Here is an 18480-nt window from a genome sequence, read left to right as displayed (position 1 = left end):
TTTTTTTCTGAATGATACCTTATGTGCTACTATTTTCAAATCCTTTGTCTATAGGGAGGTTTGGTTTTTTTGAAGCTTCTACAGCTAAAAAATCACAACGTTCATTTTGCGGATGATTATTATGACCCTTTATCCATTGAAAATTCACTTTTTGCTTTCTATATTGTTTTAAGAACTCAATCCATAAATCTGGATTTTTTTTATCCTTAAAATTTTTCTTTTCCCAGCCAAATACCCAACCTTTTTCTACGGCATCTACTACATACTTAGAGTCGGAAAAAACTTTTACTAATGTATTACTTTTTTTTAACTTTTTAAGGGCTTCAATTACAGCTAGAAGTTCCATGCGGTTATTGGTAGTTTTTTTAAACCCTTCGGAAAACTCTTTTTTATACGGTTTTCCTACCCACTCCATTACAATTCCGTAGCCACCAGGGCCTGGATTTCCTCTAGAAGATCCATCAGTATAAATATGTACATCGTGTTTAGTCATTCAATACTTTTTCAATAATTTTAGGGAAATGCATATATTCTAATTGGTGAATTTTATGTGCCACATCTTCAGCGGTATCGGTAGAAGTAATTTGAACTTTTGCTTGAAAAATAATGCTTCCTTCATCATAATTTTCATTTACATAATGAATAGTAATTCCAGATTCTACCTCTTTATTTTCTACAACTGCTTCATGAACGCGCATTCCATACATTCCTTTTCCGCCATATTTTGGAAGTAAGGCAGGATGGATATTTATAATTTTATCAGGAAAGGCATTAATTATTGCTGAAGGGACTTTCCATAAAAAGCCTGCTAAAACTATTAAATCTGGATTCAAAGTTGACAATAACTCGACGATATGACCATTTGAAAAAGCTGTTTTATTGAAAGAAATAGCACTTTTTCCATAATTATTTGCTCGATCGAGCACTTTTGCATCTTTTTTATTTGACAGCACCATGGTAACCGATGCGGTTGTAGATTTCTCAAAATATTTTATAATATTTTCAGCATTGGTTCCCGAGCCAGAGGCTAATATTACGATGCTTTTCATAGAATGTAATGATTTAATTTCTAGGCAAAAAAAAGAATAAAAATTAAGAAATAGAAGGCAAAAATTAAATAGTTGAATTAAAAATTATTAACTTTAAAAGCACATTTTAGCCTCAAAACGTTTTTTTAAAGCAAAGTTTTTTATTTTTGCCAACAATTAAATTTTAAAACAAAAAAATTATGTCAGACATTGCATCAAGAGTAAAAGCGATTATCGTAGACAAATTAGGTGTAGATGAAAACGAGGTTGTGGCTGAAGCTAGCTTCACCAACGACCTAGGAGCGGACTCATTAGACACTGTGGAATTGATCATGGAATTCGAAAAAGAATTTGATATCCAAATTCCAGACGATCAAGCTGAAAACATTGCTACTGTTGGTCAAGCAGTTAAGTATATCGAAGAAGCAAAATAAACGTTTTTATAAAAAAATAGACCAAAAAATTTATTCATGCTATATTGCGTGAATAAATTTTTTTGGTAGATTATTTATCAGAATAAAAAATATTCAGATGAAACTAAAGCGAGTTGTAGTAACAGGATTAGGAGCATTAACACCCATAGGGAACACTGTAGACGAATATTGGAACAGTCTTTTAAATGGCGTTAGTGGAGCTGCTCCAGTAACCCATTTTGATGCGTCCAAATTTAAAACACAATTCGCCTGTGAAGTTAAAAATTTTGATCCTACAGACTTTATAGATCGAAAGGAAGCGAGACGTATGGATCGCTTTGCTCAATATGCCATGGTAACGGCAGATGAGGCCTTGAAAGATTCAGGACTTGACATCGAAAAGGTTAACAAGTATAGAGTTGGCGTTATTTGGGGGGCAGGAATTGGTGGATTAGAAACTTTTCAAGAAGAAGTTACTAATTATGCTTTGGGAGATGGAAGTCCGAGGTTTAATCCTTTCTTTATTCCTAAAATGATTGCAGACATAGCGCCTGGATTGATTTCCATAAAGCATGGTTTCATGGGCCCTAATTATACCACTGTGTCCGCATGTGCATCGTCGGCAAATGCTATTATCGATGCGCTAAATTCTATTCGTTTAGGAACTACCGATGTTGTAATAACAGGAGGTTCTGAAGCAGCCGTAACAGCCGCGGGAATGGGAGGATTTAATGCGATGCATGCCATGAGTACTAGAAATGATGATCCGAAATCGGCTTCTAGACCATTTGATGCAAATCGAGATGGTTTTGTGCTCGGAGAAGGATCTGGAGCTTTAGTACTTGAGGAATATGACCACGCAATTGCACGTGGAGCAAAAATTTATGCAGAAGTTGTTGGTGGAGGTTTATCTTCTGATGCTTACCACATGACGGCACCGCATCCAGAGGGAATTGGCGTTGTTGCTGTTATGAAAAATTGTTTAGAGAATGCAGGATTAAAACCATCTGAAGTAGATGCAATTAATACGCATGGTACTTCTACACCTCTAGGAGATGTAGCAGAACTTAAAGCAATAAGTAAAGTGTTTGGAGAAGATGCCTATAATATTAACATTAACTCTACAAAATCTATGACAGGTCACTTATTAGGTGCTGCCGGTGCTGTAGAAGCTATTGCCTCAATTATGGCTATAGAAAAAAGTGTTATTCCTCCAACAATTAACCATTCTACAGTAGACGAAAACATTGATCCTAAACTTAATCTTACGCTTAACGAGCCACAAAAGAGAGAAGTTAAAGTAGCAATGAGTAATACTTTTGGATTTGGAGGGCATAATGCTTGCGTAGTGTTTAAAAAGCTAGATTAGATATCAATCTCACTGAATGAAGATCATTCGAAAAATATTAAATTCCCGGTCACAAGATGACGGGGATTTTTTTTTAGAAATCTACCGAATTTTAGGATTTAAACCTAAAAAAATAGCGCTTTATAGGAAAGCCTTTACACATCGTTCTGTTAATATAAAAGATGAAAAAGGATTACCTGTTAATTATGAGCGACTAGAATTTTTAGGGGATACTATGTTGGGTTCTATTATTTCGCACTATTTATATAATGAAGTTCCTACGGGAGATGAAGGGTATTTAACTAAAATGCGTTCTAAAATTGTAAGTAGAGAGCATTTAAACGAATTAGGAAAAGACCTTAATCTTATAAAATTTGTAAAAAGTAAAATCCCAAATGAGCATTTTGGAGATAATATACATGGAAATGTTTTCGAAGCTTTAGTAGGGGCTATTTTTCTTGATAGAGGCTATCATTATTGTGAACGATTTATTAAGCAACGCGTAATTAAACCTTATGTAGATATTGAAAATCTTGAAGGAAAAATTATAAGCTACAAAAGCTTAATTATTGAATGGTGTCAAAAAGAAAAAAAAGAATTTCTATTTGATACTTATGAAGATAATGGAAACGACGACATAAAGCATTTTGCAGTAAAACTCTATATTAACAAAGAGTTAATTTCTAAAGCAAGAGCTACTTCTAAGAAAAAAGCTGAAGAAAGCGCATCTAAAAGGGCTTACTATGCATTGCAACACAAAATTGATGAATAATTAAACGTAAACTACAACGTTTTCGTTTTAAATTCATTGCAATCAAGGACTTAAAAGTTGCTAAGTCAGAGTTATAATTATATATTTACAATTCCGTGTAAACTCATTTATGGCTATCTATAAACTATTAGATGATTTTTATGAACACTCATATACCTTAATCGCTATTCACGGTTCTTTAGACGATTATAGGTTAGCTTATTTTTTAAATTTAGTATTTAAAATAAAATTGAAACGGTTGGATGTTGATGTAAACATTGCAGATCGGGTGAGTATGCCAGCTTATAAGTGGTTTGATGAGGCAAATGAAATAACATGGAGTTTGATTAAGAATAAAGTTAATATTCAGCAAAAAAGAGAAGATATAAGTTTGTTTGAAAATAGTTCAATACAGCGCGCTTTTTTTATTCCTGAATATAGTAAAGTGGACTATTTTCTTAAAATAGACGAAGATGGAGCTTATAATAAAGCCTTAGAAGTAATAAGTAAATTAAATAAAATACCTGGTATTATTACCGCATATAAAATAGAAGCACAACAACTAAAATATAAAAATAACTTAATTTTTCTAACGAATGCCTAATAGAAAAAAGACAAAAATTGTAGCAACGCTTGGTCCTGCCACAAGCACTAGAGAGGTCTTAAAAGACATGATAGAAGCTGGCGTAAATGTGTTTAGAATTAATTTTTCGCATGCAGATTACGATGATGTTAAGGAACGTATTGAAATGATTCGTTCTTTAAATAAAGAATTTAATTATAACACCGCTATTCTTGCCGACCTTCAAGGTCCTAAACTCCGTGTTGGAGTAATGAAAGAAGATGTAATTGTAAGCAAAGGAGACGAAATTACCTTTGTTACTGGAGAACCATTTGAAGGTACTGCAGAGCGTGTTTACATGAATTACAAAGAGTTTCCTAGAGATGTAAAACCAGGGGAGCGTATTTTATTAGACGATGGAAAACTAATGTTTGAAGTTGTTACTACAGATGGGAAAGCAGAGGTAAAAGCTAAAGTTATTCAAGGAGGACCACTAAGGTCTAAAAAAGGAGTAAACCTTCCTAATACAAATATATCTTTACCAGCGCTTACCAAAAAAGATATTAAAGACGCAATTTTTGCTATTAAGCAAGATGTGGATTGGATGGCGCTTTCTTTTGTTCGTCATAGTGAGGATCTAATGGATCTTCAGAAATTAATTGCTGAACATACAGATAATAAAATTCCGATTGTAGCTAAAATAGAAAAACCAGAAGCAGTAGAAAATATAGACAAAATTGTTGCACACTGTGATGGTTTGATGGTTGCTCGTGGAGACCTAGGGGTAGAAATTCCTGCTCAAGAGGTTCCATTAGTTCAAAAGCAATTAGTTTTAAGAGCTAAAAAAGCTAGAATTCCAGTTATTATTGCTACGCAAATGATGGAAACTATGATTTCTAGTTTAACTCCTACTAGAGCAGAGGTAAACGATGTTGCAAACTCTGTTATGGATGGAGCAGATGCAGTAATGCTTTCTGGAGAAACTTCTGTAGGGTCATATCCTGTACAAGTTATAGAAAGAATGGCCAGTATTATTGATAGTGTAGAGCATTCTCCGTTGATTAAAGTTCCTCAAGAGCCACCTCATATAAAAACTAAAAGATATATTACAAAATCTGTGTGTTTTCATGCGGCTAGTATGGCAAATGAAATTAATGCAAAAGTTATTTCAACACTTACTAATAGTGGATATACGGCTTTTCAGATTTCAGCATGGAGACCAAAAGCTCATATTTTAGTGTTTACTTCTAACCATAGAATTGTAACACAATTGAGCTTGCTGTGGGGTGTAAAAGCTTTTTATTATGATAAGTTTGTAAGCACCGATCAAACTATTGAAGATGTAAATAAAATAGCGCAAGAAAAAGGATTCCTAGAAAAAGGAGATATGATGATTAGCCTTGCAGCCATGCCAATTAAAGAAAAAGGAATGGTTAATACACTTAGAGTTACAGAAATATAGATTACTTAAATATGTTAAAGGGGTTGTCTAAAAAGTAATTTACAGTTGTCATCTTGAGCTCGAAATGGTATCAAATTTAGCTTGTCGAAACGGTGTCAAAGCTTGTCGAAATGGTGTCAAACTGAGCTTGTCGAAGTTACAAACAACTAAAAATCAAAGTCATCCTGAGCTTGTTGAAGGATGACTTTAAAGTTTAGATATTTTTTAGACAGCCCTTTTAATTTCTACCAGTTTCTTCAGGGTAAAGTTCGTTTGCATTGTCACTCTGCCAATATTCTTTGGTGTTGATATCCATTATGGTTAGCGGACTTTTATAAGCAGCGCCAGTATCCATATTCCAAACATTGGCAATATTTATGGGGGTAGTTTGTCCAATTCTTATTGTTGGGGTATGACCAATGTATATTTCTTTATAATGTTTTAATCGTTGCGGATAAAATGGATTTTCTTCTGATAAATTTTTATCCATAGCTAAAAGCATTTCCCAAAGCGAACGATCCCAATACATCATTTCTGGAAAATATTCTTTAGTAACACCGTGTAAATTGGTAAATCCTGCGTGTACAAAAAGTCGGTTTTCTGAATCTAAATGATAATTATTAAGCGATTCTAAAAACCTAATATGAAGGTCTATTTTAGTTTTATCAAGCTCTTGGTAGGCATCAACAGTAGCTTTTCCACCGTGGAATAACCATAGTTCATTATCGTCTTGTTTTGTTAGCCAATCTAAAAAAAGAGCGTCATGATTTCCTTTGATAAAAACACAGGCATTGGAACTTTTTAATTCAATGAGTTTGTCAATAACTTGAGGCGATTCGCTCCATCCATCCACATAATCGCCTAAAAAAATAAGGGTATCGTTTTCTGTTACATTTGCACGTTCTAAAACTTGCTCTAAAGCACGAAAAGCACCGTGAATATCGCCAATTACAAGCGTTCTTTTTGTCATGAAATTACTTTTTAGAGTATATTTATGGTGAAATTACAACTTATGATTGGAATGAAAAAAGTTTATTGTATTGGAGAATTGCTAATTGATTTTGTTGCTGAAAACCAAGGAGCAGATTTATCTAAAGCTAAGGAGTTTACTAAAAAAGCAGGAGGAGCGCCAGCAAATGTAGCAGCGGCAATTGCAAAATTGAAAGGGAAAAGTGAGTTTGTGGGTTGTGTTGGGAATGATGCTTTTGGAGATTTTTTAGCTGAAACACTTCAAAAAAATGAGGTGGGAATTGAGAATTTACAGCGTTCAGACATCTTTACAACATTGGCTTTTGTTTCTATAGCTGCTAATGGGGAACGCGATTTTGTATTTAATAGAGGAGCAGATAAAAAATTAAATTACACTAAGAAGTTAGCCACTCAATTTAAAAACCAGATAGTACATTTTGGTGCAGCAACCTGTTTTTTAGGGGGGAGCTTAGAGGAAGCTTATACAGCTTATTTAATTGATGCAGTTAAAGAAAATGCTTTTATAAGTTTTGATCCTAATTTTAGAGCAGACTTATGGAAGGGAAGAGAAAATGAATTTATAAAAAAATGTATTCCTTTTATTGAAAAAGCTGATTTTGCAAAATTTAGTGAGGAAGAGGCGTTGTTAATATCCGGAAAAGAAACATTATTAGAAGCTTCTCAAATTTTTCATAAGCATGGAATTAAACTCCTTACGGTTACTTTAGGAAGCAAAGGAACTTTTTTAAGTATGGAAAATAAAACTATTATTATAGAAAGTACAAAAGTGAATCCTGTGGATACTACTGGAGCCGGAGATGCTTTTGTAGGGTGTTTTTTATATCAACTTTCTTTAGAAGAGAATTTGGAAACTGTATTGAAAGATTATAATAAAATCCAAAAGATGATTGCTATTTCAAATAAGGCTGGTGCAATTACTACCACACAATTTGGGGCTATAAATGCATTGCCAACTGCTAGTCAAATCGGTTTTTAATCTCTTAAAGGGGGTGTCTCAAAGTTAGATATAAGTTCATTAAATGTGTTATGTTGGAATGACTTATATCTCTAATTGAGAGTTTTATTCCTAGAGCCTGTTCTGAGTATATCGAAGGGTTCTACGTTGAAAAAGTTTAAATGAGGTTTTCAAAATAGACCTCTTGCTCTTTTTTTCTTATAGCGAAGCGGTCTTGTATTTTTACTTGGACATTATGTTTTTTTATATAAAAAGATGGTTAACCAAAAAGGAAGTTGTTATAAACTAAGAATATTGAACCTTTCTAAGAATTCTCAATGCTTCTTTAAGAGAAGCATACACTTCTTTATTGTGGTCTTTTACAAACCAACGGTAGTCTTCTAGCATTTGTTTGGCACCAGAAAAACCGTTTAAATAACAAATAAGATGGGTTGCAGGAATATTTTTTAGATCTTTTTCATCGCGGGGATTTAATGGGAGTCCTTTTTTGAGCTTTTCTAAAATAGTATTGTTGGTGTTAAATATATGATATAACATTTTTCGGTCGTATTGCGGTGGATCGAAAATTAGGGTGCTATCAATTTTGTAGGAGCCATTATTGTTAAAACGAATTTCTACTTTTTCAAGAGGATAAAATTTCTTGTTAGTGTTGAGTCCTAATTGAACATATTCTGTTATTGAAAAGGAATTATCGTTATACGAGATTTCTACTTCATCTAAAGCGGAATAAAAAAGCTTTACTTGCTCATTTATTAGTTCAATATCTACACGAGAATAATAGATTTTAGAATCTACTTTTTTGATATTTCCTGCCCAACAAACTACAAATTGTTCTTTAAATACTTTGTAATCGGATTCTAAATCACGGTGTTTGTTATTTATAAAATCAATAACGCCATCTAAAGTAAGCTCAATATTGTTTTTGGCGTGTTGTTCTATTTCGTTAACAATGGTAGAATTGGTGTCTTTTATTTCGATATCAAAAATTTTAGGCATGCTAATGCTACCATCTCTAAAAAATACACTTCCGCCCCAATATTTCCAGATGTTTTTTTTAAGAGCTGCCAATTTTCCAGATGAACGAATGGTAACCAAACCTACAACTTTTCCTTCGGGGAGGTCTGGGAAATAAATGTTTTCATAGGAAACAAAAGGTGCATTTTCGATATACGCATTTACTAAATTCTGAATTTTACTATCGTCAAAAAAGTCAACACCAACAATTTTATTGTCTTCGTCTTCTACTCCAACAACAATGAAAGAATTGTTGTTGGGGTTAGAGTTTGCAAGCGCACAAATGTGTTTAATAAACTTTGCTTTGCCTTCTTTATCTCCAATATTTATAAAGCGCTTTTTGTCATAAAAACTGTTTTCGTCGTTATGAGCCAATAGGTTTTTTACGAGCAAGCGTTTATTAATCATCCGACAAGGTATCCTTAATTGTTTGACATTAAAGATATAAAGTAGATTTATAAACTAAAAGCGGATAACTCTTTTAGTTTTTAAATCCTTCATCAAGGGTTTAATTCCCAGAGCCTGTTCTGAGTATATCGAAGTGTTCTACATCGAAATGGATTAAAGTTTTTTTTGTCTGAATGCTTTTGTATTTGCCCTAGTTGGCGGATTTTATTTTAGTGGATCAAGACATAATGGTTATTGTGTTGTCTTAGAAGGTCTAATTATTTTTATTTACAATTGTACTTGTAGCTTGGTCGCTTGGCATTACAATAAGGTCGGCAATATTAACATGTGCTGGTCTAGAAACAGTAAAGTAGATAATATCTGCAATATCTTCTGGCTTTAGTGGAGAGAATCCTTTATAAACCGCATCAGCTTTTTCGGTATCTCCTTTAAAGCGTACTTGGCTAAACTCTGTTTCTACCAACCCTGGATTGATAGCGCCAACACGAATTCCATGCGCATGCAAATCAATTCGCATTCCTTGGTTAATAGCATCTACGGCATGTTTACTAGCGCAATATACATTTCCATTTGGGTATACTTCTTTTCCGGCTGTAGAGCCAATATTAATAATGTGTCCAGATTTTTGCCCCACCATAGTAGGGACAATAGCTTTAGAAACATATAAAAGTCCTTTTACATTAATATCTATCATAGCTTCCCAGTCGGAAATTTCTCCTTTGTCAATAGGGGATAGTCCGTGCGCATTTCCTGCATTGTTTATTAAAATATCTATTTTTTTAAATGCTGAAGGAATACTTTTAATAGCTTCAAAAACATGCTCTTTGTTTCGGATATCAAACTTCAGGGTATGGACTTTTACTTTTGAAGAAAGCTCTTGTTTAAGTTTTTCCAAACGTTCCTCTCTTCTTCCACATAGAATTAAATGGATTCCATGGTTAGCAAATAATTTTGCTGTGGCTTCTCCTATTCCGCTTGTAGCTCCTGTTATAAGTGCAATTTTATCTTTCACATCAATAAATTTAAATTAAACATTTAATTTTCAATATCTTTTATAATTAAATCCCTCATTGAGGGTTTTATTCCCCAGAGCCTGTCCTGAGTTTATCGAAGGGCTTTACGTCGAAATGGGTTAAATTATTTTCTTTTGAACACCTCGTAGGCTTGCCTCGAGGTAGTTGATTAAAGAATCATTATTCCAATAAACCTTCGCTTATTTCTTTTTTGGAGGTGATTACTTCAGTTATAATAAATCCCTCTACAAGAAGTTTCAGAAGTTAAAAATAAACATAAAATATCCGTGTGTAAAAAATGTAGTTAGGAATTATAAAGTTTCAACAGTTTTTACTTAATAATCAAGATTTGATTCCGCTAAAGCCTGTCTATGTTTGATAAAGTGATCTGCATCGAAATGAGTCAAATATTTTTTCTTTGAATACCTCGAGGTAGTTAATTGCAGCTTAAAATTTACTTCAGTAAAAAAGTGAAGTTTTTGCACAATAAAACAGTTTTACAATATTAACATTTATTAACATCTATAGTTTCTTTTACAGGCGTAAATAAAAAAGAGACCGCTTGCGCAAGAGGTTTTAGGAATTAAAAATTAAGAATAAACAAACCCAATGATGAAAAATCTTAAAAAATTATCGCAAAGAATATTAATGGCTTTTGCAGTTTTATTTGTAGCTGCAAGTTGTAGCGACGACGACAATAATGGTAGCGAGGTACCTTCTTCGGATATGGCTAAAGTAACTGTTAAATTAGTAGATGCCCCTGGAGATTATGAGAAGGTAAATGTTGACATTCAAGATGTTATGATTAACCGAACCGACGATGAAGAAGGTGGTTGGGAAACTATAGGAGAAATAAACGCTGGAGTTTATGACTTATTAGAGTTAACAGGAGGAGCAAGTGTTGTACTTGCAGATAACGAAATTCCTGCTGGAGAAGTAGAGCAAATTAGACTTGTTTTAGGAGATAATAATACGGTTGTAATTGATGGAGAGGAGTTCCCTTTAAAAACTCCAAGCGCACAACAATCTGGATTAAAAATAAAGCTTGAAGATACAGAATTAGAAGGCGGTTATACGTATGAATTAATTCTTGACTTTGATGCAGATAAGTCGATTGTTGACGCTGGGAATTCAGATAATATTATTTTAAAACCTGTAATTAATGCAAGTACAGTAGTTAATTCAGGGAGAATTATGGGAGCTGTTACCCCAGTAGATTTCCAGACATTGGCTTGGGTGGTTGCAGATCAAGATACTATTTCAACCTATACAAACGAGGAAGGAATTTTTGTTTTAAACGGAGTTCCTGCTGGAACGTATAACGTTATGCTAACTCCAGATGAGGCTTCTGGTTATGCCGAAGCAACAGTGGAAGAGGTAGCAGTAGAAAATGGAGAAGTTGCAGATATTGGAGCTATTGAATTAATGCAAATTTCTGGGGGAAGTATTTCAGGAACAGTTGTAAATGCCGATGCTACAGTTACAGCATCTATTGTGGTAGATGAAGAAATTGTTTCTGCTGATACAAATGCAGAAGGAGTGTTTACACTAGAAGGGGTTCCTACTGGTACATATGTTTTAACACTAACACCAGCAGAAGGTTCTGCTTTTAACATTAAGGAGATTACAGCTGTAGAAGTTGTAGACGGAGAAGCTACTGCTTTAGGCGATATTACCTTAGAATAGTTAAAAATCCATAAAAATATATTAAGAGTAGTCTAATCTTTAGACTACTCTTAATTTTTTAACCTATTGTTAACAGCCACAGTCTAAATAAATTTTCAATTTGCGTCCTAATATAGATGGTGTTATATTGATGCCTCAAAAAATTAACATAAATGGAGCAAAATACTACGTTGGATATTAACGCTATTAACGAAAAAATTGAAAAAGAAAGTGCTTTTATCGATGTATTAACCTTGGAAATGAACAAGGTTATTGTTGGTCAAAAACACATGGTAGAAAGATTGTTGATTGGTCTTTTAGGTCAAGGACATATTTTATTAGAAGGAGTTCCTGGATTAGCAAAAACTTTAGCAATTAATACACTTGCAAAAGCAGTGCATGGAAGTTTTAGCAGGGTGCAATTTACTCCCGATTTATTACCTGCCGATGTGGTGGGAACACTTATTTACAATATGAAGGATAATGATTTTTCTATTAAGAAAGGTCCAATTTTTGCAAACTTTGTATTGGCAGATGAGATTAACCGTGCACCAGCAAAAGTACAGTCTGCTTTGCTAGAGGCAATGCAAGAAAAGCAAGTTACTATTGGAGATGAGACTTTTATTTTAGACAAACCTTTTTTAGTAATGGCTACTCAAAACCCTGTGGAGCAAGAAGGAACTTACCCATTGCCAGAAGCACAGGTTGACCGTTTTATGCTGAAAACAGTTATTAATTACCCAAAATTAGACGAAGAGCAACTTATTATTCGTGCTAATTTAAAGGGAGAATTCAATAAAGTAAATCAAGTAGTTTCTATAGACCAAATATTAAGAGCGCAAGCTTCGGTAAGAGAGGTTTATATGGATGAAAAAATTGAAAAATATATATTGGATATCATCTTCGCAACACGTTATCCAGAGAAATATAATTTATCAGATTTAAAACCACTTATTAGTTTTGGAGCATCTCCAAGGGGAAGTATCAACTTGGCAATGGCTGCAAAATGTTATGCATTTATTAAGCGTAGAGGGTATGTAATTCCAGAAGACGTAAGAGCCGTTGTACACGATGTACTCCGTCATAGAGTTGGAATTACTTATGAAGCGGAAGCGGAAAGTATTACTTCTGAGGAAATTATTAACAAGATCGTAAACGAAATAGAGGTTCCATAGGATTTTGGGAATAGCTAATAATGATTTGCAATGAATGATTGTTGCGAATTAAAGATTTCAAATCCCGACGCTCAGCGTCGAAATAAGTTAAATTTGTTTCGTTTAAATACTTCGTTGGCTTGCCTCGAGGTAGTTGATTTTTAAATCGAAAAATGGATACTAAAGAGCTACTAAAGAAGGTTAGGAAAATAGAGATTAAAACGCGTCGGTTGAGCGACCATATTTTTGGAGGAGAATATCATTCTACTTTTAAAGGTCGTGGAATGACATTTAGCGAGGTGCGGAGTTATCAATTTGGAGATGACGTAAGAAATATCGATTGGAATGTAACTGCGCGTTATAACGAGCCTTTTATTAAAGTTTTTGAAGAAGAACGAGAACTCACCATGATGCTTATGGTGGATGTTTCTGGGTCGGAACTTTTTGGAACTACAGATCAATTCAAAAAAGATATCATTACAGAAATTTCGGCCACCTTGGCATTTTCTGCTATGCAGAATAACGATAAGATTGGATTGATATTATTCTCAGACCAAATAGAATTATACATTCCTCCAAAAAAAGGAAGGTTTCATGTGTTGAGAATTATTAGAGAGTTGATAGAATTTCAGCCAAAAAATAAAAACACAGATATTAATGGAGCGCTTAAATTCATGTCGAGTGTTAGTAAGAAAAAAGTAATTGCTTTTGTACTGTCCGATTTTATGTCAGATAAATATGAGCATGCACTTAAAATAGCCGCCAATAAACACGATATTACAGGAATTAGAATTTACGACGAAAAAGAAGAAAGCATTCCTAATATTGGTTTTGTACAAATGGAAGATGCCGAAACTGGCGAGCTTATGTTGGTAAATACAAAATCTAAAACTGTTAGAAATCAATATGCCAAATATTATTTAGATCGTGTAAATTATTACCAAACGGTATTTACAAAAAGTGGAGCAGGCGTAATTAGTAGTCGGATTGATGAGAGTTATGTAAAAAAATTATTAGGATATTTTAAACGAAGAGGATAAGCCAAATCTTACTATCAGGAAATTTGAAAAAAATGATTAATTTAATATTTAAGAATACGTTTAATAGGTTGCTTAACAAAAAGTCGAGCATTTTGTTGCTTGTATTCTATTGCCTATCCTGTATTGCTTTTGCACAGTCTACCCCTCAGGTAAAATCTTCGGTAGATTCTACTTCTATAAAAATTGGAGAGCAAATTCATTTTACATTTGAAGTTGAAGCAGATACAACTTCGCAGGTAATTTTTCCAGAAGGACAGACTTTTATGCCGCTAGAAGTAGTAGAAGCTTTGCCTACAGATACGCTAATCAATCAAGATAGATTCAACTTAATAAAAAAATATGCATTAACGCAATTTGATTCTGGGACCTATACCCTACCGCGTCAACAGGTAATGATTAACAATAAGCCTTATTTTACAGATTCTTTAAAGATTGAAGTAAATACAGTTGTGGTAGATACTACTAAGCAAAAAATGTACGACATTAAAGGCTTAGCGCAGGTAGAAAAACCATTTGGTGATTGGTGGAAATGGGTGTTAGGAGGACTTGTTATTGCTGCTATTGTAGGAGGCTTATTATATTGGTTTGTTTTCAGAAAAAAACCATTAACACAAGAAGAAAAAATAGCATTGCTTCCGCCATACGATCGTGCCATTGCTGAATTAAAAAAACTAGACGAATCAAAATATCTAATTCAGTCTGAATACAAAGAATACTATTCTGAATTGACAAATATTGTACGTTCTTATTTAGAAGAAGATGTACATATTTCGGCTTTAGAAAGCACCACCGACGAATTAATTACCAAAATGGAAATGCTTAGAGATGCTGGAAGTTTAAAAATAGATAACGATACTATTAGTCAGTTTAAAAATGTACTTCAAACAGCCGATTTAGTAAAATTTGCAAAAAACACTCCAGAAAATTCTGCTATTGATCGCGATAGAAAATCAATAGAACAAATAGTTGTTAAAACTAAAGAAGCGCTTCCAGAACCAACAGAGGAAGAGCTAATGGAGCAAGAAGAATATGTAGCCAATTTTAAACGTAAAAAGAAGCAACAGCAAATTAAATATGCAATTGCGGCTGGAATTGGAGTTTTAATTATTGTGGCTGGAATTTTTACCTACAAATATGGCTTTAGTAATGTAAAGGATTCTGTTTTTGGTCACCCAACAAAATCTTTATTAGAGGAGCAATGGGTAGGAAGTTCTTATGGATTTCCAGCTATTTATTTAGAAACTCCAAAAGTGCTTAAACGAAATAATAAAATCCCGAAAAGTATAGAAGGCGCTGGAACAAATAGTTATCAGGTCTTTGAATATGGAGGCTTGCAAAGTAATTTTTATATTCAAGCTACCATTTCTACTTATAAAAAGGAAGCCGATTTTGATGCTAAAAAAGCAATAGATGCTGCTTTGGCAAAAGTGGAAGAAGCGGGAGCTAAAAATATGGTTGTAAAACAAGATGAGGTAGTTACACCAACAGGAAAGAAAGGGAATAAAGTATTTGGTACACTGGAAATAGACAGCCCAGAAAGTAAAAAAACTAGAGAAGCAGCGTATGTTATTCTCAGTTTTGTGCAAAATGGAGGGTTTCAGCAGCTAATTATGGTGTATCCTAAAGATGATCTTTATGCAGAACAGATTGTTGAGAAAATTACCAATTCTATAGATTTTAAAACAGAAAGCTAATTATGTTTGAAAATATACAATTTGCAAATCCACAATTTTTCTGGTTGTTTTTAATACTTCCAGTGGCTATTGTTTGGTATTTTTTTAAACGAAAAAAAGAAACAGCTTCTTTAAAAATATCGAGTATAAAAGGCTTTAAAGGAGCGCCTTCAATGCTGGCTAAATTAAAACCTTTGTTATTTGTTTTAAGATTATTGGCGTTATCAGCATTGATTGTTGCAATGGCAAGACCACAAAAAGAAGATATTTCAACACGTACTAAAACTACACGAGGAATAGATATTGTAATGGCAATTGATGTTTCTTCAAGTATGTTAGCACGAGATTTAAAACCAAACAGACTAACTGCCTTAAAAAAAGTAGCTGCGGACTTTATAAAAGAACGTGTTAACGACCGTATTGGGCTGGTGGTTTATGCAGCAGAAAGTTTTACTAAAACCCCTATTACAAGTGATAAAGCTATTGTGCTACGCTCTTTAAACGATATTAATTACGGACAATTAGAGGATGGAACAGCAATAGGAATGGGATTAGCTACTTCTGTAAATAGATTAAAAGATAGCAAGGCTAAAAGCAAAGTAATTATCTTACTAACCGATGGAGTGAATAACTCTGGATTTATAGAGCCGCAAACTGCTGCAAGTTTGGCAATTGAGTATGGAATAAAAACCTATACCATTGGATTGGGAAGTAATGGGATGGCGTTGTCTCCAATTGCATACAATCCTGATGGAAGTTTTAGATATGGAATGAGTAAGGTAGAAATTGATGAAGCTTTGCTTAAAGATATTGCAGAAAAAACTGGAGGAGTTTATTTTAGAGCTACCGATAATGAAAAGCTATCGGAGATTTACGAAGAGATTAATAAATTAGAAAAAACCGATATTGAAGAGTTTAAATATTACAATTATGAAGAGGAGTTTAGAATGTTTGCACTTTTAGCATGCGGACTCTTAATGTTGGAATATTTATTGAGATATACTGTTTTTAGAAGTTTTGTATAAGTTATGGATATATATCAGTTAGACGAAAAAATATATTTCTACGTACTGGTTTTAATTCCAGTATTGTTATTGCTCTTTTTAGGGTTTAAGTTTTGGCAAAAAAGAACTCAGAAAAAGTTTGCCAATGCGGTATCATTAGAAAGATTAAGTCCAAACAAATCAACGTTTAAATCGTTGCTAAAGTTGGTGTTTATTATGCTAGCAATTGCATGTTTGGCAATTGCTTTGGTAAATCCTAAAATTGGCACAAAGCTTGAAACAGTTAAAAGAGAAGGGGTAGATATTGTTTTTGCTATTGATGTTTCAAAAAGTATGGAGGCAGAAGATATTGCTCCCAACAGATTGGAAAAAGCAAAGCGAATAGTTTCTGAGATTATAAATAATTTGGCGAGCGATCGGATAGGGATTATTGCATATGCGGGACAGGCGTATCCGCAGTTGCCAATTACAACAGATTATGCGGCAGGGAAAATGTTTTTACAGAGCATGAATACAGATATGATGTCGTCTCAAGGAACAGCCATAAATGAGGCTATTGATTTGGCAACTACGTATTATGACGATCAAGATCAGACAAATAGGGTCTTGTTTTTAATTTCCGATGGAGAAGATCATTCGGATATGGCATTAGAGTCTGTAGAAAAAGCTGAAAAAGCAGGGATAAAAATTTTTACCATTGGTGTAGGAACCAAAAAAGGAGGTCCGATACCTATCAGAATAAATGGAATTATAGATTCTTATAAAAAAGACCAGCAGGGAGAGGTTGTAATTACACAGCTTAATGAAACTGTTTTAAGAGAAATAGCTTCGGAAGGAGATGGGGAATATATTAACGGATCAAATACCGAATCTGTAATTGATTTTGTAACGGATACGTTAACCAAAATGGATAAAACTGAATTTGAATCCAAGCAATATGCCGATTTTAAAGATCAGTTTCAGTGGTTTATTGCAGCTGCAATTTTGTTCTTGTTTCTAGATATTTTCTTATTGGAAAGAAAAACAGTTTGGATTCAGAAGTTAAACTTGTTTAATGAAACGAAGAAAGATGAAAAGTAACACAAAAATTATCAGTATAAAAGAGATTTCTGTTAGCGGAAAAATGATTTTTTTAGCTATTTTGGGACTTTTTTCATTTTCAGTAGTAAAAGCACAAGACACAGAATCGATAGAAAAGGCTAAGCAAAAAGCTTTAAATGAATCTGTTGAGTATACTTATAAAGGGAATGAAGTGCTTGAAGAGAGTTCTGATGCTATTGCAGCAGAAATGGAGTATAGAAAAGCAGTTTCTAAAAGTTCGGACAATGCAAAAGCAAAGTACAACTTAGGAAATGTGTATTATAAGCAAGAAAGTATGGGAGAGGCCTTTATGCGTTATAAAGAGGCTGGAACTACTGCAAAAACTAAAGAAGAAAAGCATAGTGCATACCATAATTTAGGGAATGTATTTATGAAAAATAAAGAACATCAAAAGGCGGTAGAGGCTTATAAAGAAGCGTTGAGAAATGATCCAGCGGATGAAGAAACTCGCTATAACTTAGCATTGGCAAAAGAAATGCTAAAGAAACAGCAAGACGAAAATAAGAATAATCAGGATCAAAATAAAGACGATAAGCAAGACGAGAATAAAGATAACCAAGATCAGAATCAGGATAATAAAGACAATCAGGATAAGAAAGATGGGGATGAGGGAGATGAGAAAAAAGACGATCAAGGGAAGGAAGATGATAAAAATAGTGAAGGCGACAATAAGGACGAGCAAGGCGAGAATCCTGAAGATCAAAAACAAGACGAAGGAAAGAACGATAAGCAAGATCAAAAGCAGAATCCTGGAGATAAGCCTCAAGAGCAACAGCAACAACCTCGTCCTAATCAATTATCACCTCAGCAGGTAAAAAATATTTTGGAGGCGATGAACAACGAAGAAAAGAAAGTTCAAGAAAAAATAAATGCTGAAAAAGTAAAAGGAGCACCAGTAAAATCTGAAAAAGATTGGTAAA

At 33.7% G+C, this 18480-nt stretch carries 18 protein-coding genes; 13 read left to right on the top strand and 5 right to left on the bottom strand.

Translation table 11 applies throughout. The features are described 5' to 3' along the window. Nucleotides 1-19 precede the first annotated feature (19 nt). Together rnhA and purN are read right to left on the bottom strand one after the other, a co-directional pair. A complete protein-coding gene (rnhA, locus tag JOOMADRAFT_RS02795) occupies nt 20-493 on the bottom strand; it encodes a ribonuclease HI (protein WP_008611179.1) in 474 nt (157 codons plus the stop codon). Next, nucleotides 486-1049, bottom strand: a complete 564-nt coding sequence (purN, locus tag JOOMADRAFT_RS02790) for a phosphoribosylglycinamide formyltransferase (protein ID WP_008611178.1) — start codon at nt 1047-1049, stop codon at nt 486-488. The genes rnhA and purN overlap by 8 nt, the downstream gene beginning before the upstream one ends. 179 nt (nt 1050-1228) lie before the next feature. On the opposite strand from purN, the gene JOOMADRAFT_RS02785 reads away from it, so the two are divergent. The 5 genes from JOOMADRAFT_RS02785 to pyk all read left to right on the top strand — a co-directional run bounded on the left by JOOMADRAFT_RS02785 (nt 1229) and on the right by pyk (nt 5564). Continuing rightward, entirely contained in the window at nt 1229-1462 is a 234-nt protein-coding gene (locus JOOMADRAFT_RS02785) for an acyl carrier protein (RefSeq protein WP_008611177.1), read from the top strand. 97 nt (nt 1463-1559) lie between these two features. Next, nucleotides 1560-2810: a beta-ketoacyl-ACP synthase II gene (gene fabF / locus JOOMADRAFT_RS02780; protein ID WP_008611175.1), complete on the top strand. Its 1251-nt coding sequence runs from the start codon at nt 1560-1562 to the stop codon at nt 2808-2810. A 16-nt stretch (nt 2811-2826) separates the two neighbouring features. After that, on the top strand, nt 2827-3561 hold the full coding sequence (gene rnc, locus JOOMADRAFT_RS02775) for a ribonuclease III (protein ID WP_008611173.1): 735 nt from the start codon (nt 2827-2829) through the stop codon (nt 3559-3561). Between the two features lie 109 nt (nt 3562-3670). Then, a complete protein-coding gene (locus JOOMADRAFT_RS02770) occupies nt 3671-4144 on the top strand; it encodes an IPExxxVDY family protein (protein ID WP_008611172.1) in 474 nt (157 codons plus the stop codon). Then, nucleotides 4137-5564, top strand: coding sequence for a pyruvate kinase (gene pyk / locus JOOMADRAFT_RS02765; RefSeq protein WP_008611171.1), 1428 nt, complete (start codon nt 4137-4139; stop codon nt 5562-5564). Before JOOMADRAFT_RS02770 ends, pyk begins: the two co-directional genes overlap by 8 nt. Before the next feature lie 217 nt (nt 5565-5781). On the opposite strand, the gene JOOMADRAFT_RS02760 is transcribed toward pyk, so the two are convergent. Beyond that, nucleotides 5782-6513, bottom strand: coding sequence for a metallophosphoesterase family protein (locus JOOMADRAFT_RS02760; RefSeq protein WP_008611170.1), 732 nt, complete (start codon nt 6511-6513; stop codon nt 5782-5784). A gap of 51 nt (nt 6514-6564) precedes the next feature. Between JOOMADRAFT_RS02760 and JOOMADRAFT_RS02755 the strand changes: the two genes are divergently transcribed. Beyond that, on the top strand, nt 6565-7509 hold the full coding sequence (locus JOOMADRAFT_RS02755; protein ID WP_040879886.1) for a carbohydrate kinase family protein: 945 nt from the start codon (nt 6565-6567) through the stop codon (nt 7507-7509). Between the two features lie 264 nt (nt 7510-7773). On the opposite strand, the gene JOOMADRAFT_RS02750 is transcribed toward JOOMADRAFT_RS02755, so the two are convergent. Both JOOMADRAFT_RS02750 and JOOMADRAFT_RS02745 read right to left on the bottom strand, forming a co-directional pair. Continuing rightward, nucleotides 7774-8910 carry an ATP-binding protein gene (locus JOOMADRAFT_RS02750; protein ID WP_008611166.1) on the bottom strand — a complete coding sequence of 379 codons (1137 nt, stop codon included), beginning with the start codon at nt 8908-8910 and terminating at the stop codon, nt 7774-7776. 253 nt (nt 8911-9163) lie between these two features. Then, a complete protein-coding gene (locus tag JOOMADRAFT_RS02745) occupies nt 9164-9922 on the bottom strand; it encodes an SDR family NAD(P)-dependent oxidoreductase (RefSeq protein ID WP_008611165.1) in 759 nt (252 codons plus the stop codon). 610 nt (nt 9923-10532) lie between these two features. Here JOOMADRAFT_RS02745 and JOOMADRAFT_RS02740 point away from each other — a divergent pair. The 7 genes from JOOMADRAFT_RS02740 (at nt 10533) to JOOMADRAFT_RS02710 (ending at nt 18479) form a co-directional block, all read left to right on the top strand. Beyond that, nucleotides 10533-11609 (top strand): DUF4382 domain-containing protein, encoded by a 1077-nt coding sequence (locus JOOMADRAFT_RS02740; RefSeq protein WP_245547644.1) that lies wholly within the window; start codon nt 10533-10535, stop codon nt 11607-11609. Nucleotides 11610-11761: 152 nt separating this feature from the next. Continuing rightward, complete coding sequence (locus tag JOOMADRAFT_RS02735) at nt 11762-12763, top strand: AAA family ATPase (protein ID WP_008611163.1); 1002 nt, start codon at nt 11762-11764, stop codon at nt 12761-12763. A gap of 152 nt (nt 12764-12915) precedes the next feature. Then, complete coding sequence (locus JOOMADRAFT_RS02730; RefSeq protein WP_008611162.1) at nt 12916-13782, top strand: DUF58 domain-containing protein; 867 nt, start codon at nt 12916-12918, stop codon at nt 13780-13782. Between the two features lie 32 nt (nt 13783-13814). Continuing rightward, nucleotides 13815-15476, top strand: coding sequence for a BatD family protein (locus JOOMADRAFT_RS02725; protein WP_050989648.1), 1662 nt, complete (start codon nt 13815-13817; stop codon nt 15474-15476). 2 nt (nt 15477-15478) lie between these two features. Beyond that, on the top strand, nt 15479-16480 hold the full coding sequence (locus JOOMADRAFT_RS02720; RefSeq protein ID WP_008611160.1) for a vWA domain-containing protein: 1002 nt from the start codon (nt 15479-15481) through the stop codon (nt 16478-16480). Between the two features lie 9 nt (nt 16481-16489). After that, nucleotides 16490-17539, top strand: coding sequence for a VWA domain-containing protein (locus tag JOOMADRAFT_RS02715; RefSeq protein ID WP_040879884.1), 1050 nt, complete (start codon nt 16490-16492; stop codon nt 17537-17539). After that, nucleotides 17514-18479, top strand: a complete 966-nt coding sequence (locus JOOMADRAFT_RS02710; RefSeq protein ID WP_008611157.1) for a tetratricopeptide repeat protein — start codon at nt 17514-17516, stop codon at nt 18477-18479. The genes JOOMADRAFT_RS02715 and JOOMADRAFT_RS02710 overlap by 26 nt, the downstream gene beginning before the upstream one ends. Nucleotide 18480 lies beyond the last annotated feature (1 nt).

The organism is Galbibacter orientalis DSM 19592 (assembly GCF_000260115.1).
Lineage (GTDB): Bacteria > Bacteroidota > Bacteroidia > Flavobacteriales > Flavobacteriaceae > Galbibacter > Galbibacter orientalis.
Note: the sequence above shows the minus strand (reverse complement) of the source record. Positions and strands in the feature narration are given on the sequence as shown.